Annotated in this window: 2 protein-coding genes and 1 pseudogene; 2 read left to right on the top strand and 1 reads right to left on the bottom strand. The window is 73.0% G+C overall.

Annotated elements, in window-relative coordinates:
• Nucleotides 1-1,011 (top strand): sensor histidine kinase (locus ACRDPS_RS17300; RefSeq protein WP_431502899.1); only part of this gene is annotated, 1,011 nt, incomplete at its 5' end.
• A complete protein-coding gene (locus tag ACRDPS_RS17295; RefSeq protein WP_431502898.1) occupies nt 996-1,661 on the top strand; it encodes a response regulator transcription factor in 666 nt (221 codons plus the stop codon). The genes ACRDPS_RS17300 and ACRDPS_RS17295, both read left to right, overlap by 16 nt.
• 69 nt (nt 1,662-1,730) lie before the next feature.
• Here the strand turns inward: ACRDPS_RS17295 and ACRDPS_RS17290 are convergent.
• Nucleotides 1,731-1,910 (bottom strand): annotated as a pseudogene (locus ACRDPS_RS17290) (serine/threonine-protein kinase); the annotation flags it as partial.

Below are 1,910 nucleotides of genomic sequence, written 5' to 3'. Positions count from 1 at the left end.
GACGAGGACCGTGCCGAGCTGCGCAGCACGATGCGGACGTACGCGATCGTGGCCGGTCTCTTCGCGCTGCTCGTCACGCTGGTCGCGGCCTGGCAGTCGGGGCGGCTGCTGGCCCCGCTGACCAGGCTGCGGCAGGCGACCGGGGCGGTCAGCGCCACCGACCTCTCGGCCCGTCTGCCGGAGTCGGGCAACGACGACATCTCCGCTCTGACCAGCAACTTCAACGGCATGCTGGCCCGCCTGGAGCAGGCGTTCAGCGACCAGCGCCAGTTCCTCGACGACGCCGGGCACGAGCTGCGTACGCCGCTGACGATCATCGGCGGCCACCTCGAGCTCCTCGACGAGTCCGACCCGGCCGAGGTCGAGCAGACCCGGCGGCTGGCCCTGGACGAGGTCGACCGGATGAGCCGCCTGGTCGGCGACCTGATCCTGCTGGCCAAGCACGACCGTCCCGACTTCCTCACCCTCGAGGAGGTCGACGTCGACACCCTCACCGAGGACATCCTCGCCAAGGCGAGCGCGCTCGCCGACCGCGACTGGCACCTCGACGAGGCCACCCCCGGCACCTGGCGGCTGGACCCGCAGCGGGTCACCCAGGCGATGCTCCAGCTGTGCGACAACGCGGCCGGGCACACCGCGCCGGGTGACCGGATCGCGGTCGGCTCGGCGACGGTCGACGGCTCCTTGAGGCTCTGGGTGCGCGACACCGGACCGGGGGTGCCAGCCGCGGACCGGGAGCGGATCTTCGAGCGGTTCGCCCGGGGCGCGGAGCCGGGTTCCGGCGACCGGCCCGGTCTCGGCCTCGGGCTCGCCATCGTCACCGCCATCGCGAACGCCCACGGCGGCGCTGTCCGTGTCGACGCCGGAACAGATGGCGGGGCCGATGTCGGGGCCGATGTTGGGGCCGATGTCGGGGCCGACCTCCGGGCCGAGGACGCGACGCCGCCCGGTGCCCGCTTCACGATCACCCTGCCCGCACGTCACGAAGGAGAGGCATGGCCCGCATCCTGATCCTCGAGGACGAGGACCGCATCGCGGCCTTCCTCGCCAAGGGACTGAGCGCCGACGGCCACCAGGTCAGCACCGTAGCCGACGGCCTGGAAGGGCTCGAGGAGGCGCTCAGCGGCGCCTTCGACCTGATGGTGCTCGACATCGGGCTCCCGACCCTCGACGGCTTCGGGGTGCTCGACCAGCTGCGGGCCCAGGGGTCCCGGATGCCCGTGGTCGTGCTGACCGCCCGCGACTCCGTTCAGGACACCGTCTCCGCGCTCGAGGGCGGCGCCGACGACTACCTGGCCAAGCCGTTCCGCTTCGCCGAGCTCCGGGCCAGGATCCACGTACGCCTGCGCCAGCAGGACCGCACCGACGCCGAGACGGGCGAGCTCCGCTCCGGCTCGGTGGCCCTGGACCTGCGTACGCGGCGGCTGCGGGTCGACGGTCGCGAGACCGACCTCTCCGCCCGCGAGTTCGCCCTGGCGGAGGTGCTGCTGCGTCATCCGGGCCAGGTGCTCTCCCGCGCACAGCTGCTCGACCTGGCCTGGGGCATGGACTTCGACCCCGGGTCGAACGTCGTCGACGTCTATGTCGGCTACCTGCGCAAGAAGCTCGGCGCGGCACGGGTCGAGACCGTACGTGGCATGGGCTACCGCTTCCAGCCCTGATCCCGGGCCCGGGAAACGGCTGAGGACCCGACCTTGGTCGGGCCCTCAGCCGCAGGGGATGGAGAAGGGTCAGTGGATCCGCAGACCGCCCAGCGAGGCGCGCGGGAGCCGCTCCAGCGCGGGGGCGACCGACTCGGAGACCTCGGCCGGCGCCGGCCGGTCACCAGGGGCCGGGGCGAGGCACGCCTCGATGACCTTGACGACCTCCGGCGGCGTACGTGCGGGCAGGGAGCCGGGTCGGTCGACGAG

Source organism: Nocardioides sp. (assembly GCF_050699375.1).
Taxonomy (GTDB): Bacteria; Actinomycetota; Actinomycetes; order Propionibacteriales; family Nocardioidaceae; genus Nocardioides.
The sequence above is the reverse complement of the archived record's forward strand: the minus strand, read 5'-3'. Positions and strand labels throughout refer to the sequence as shown.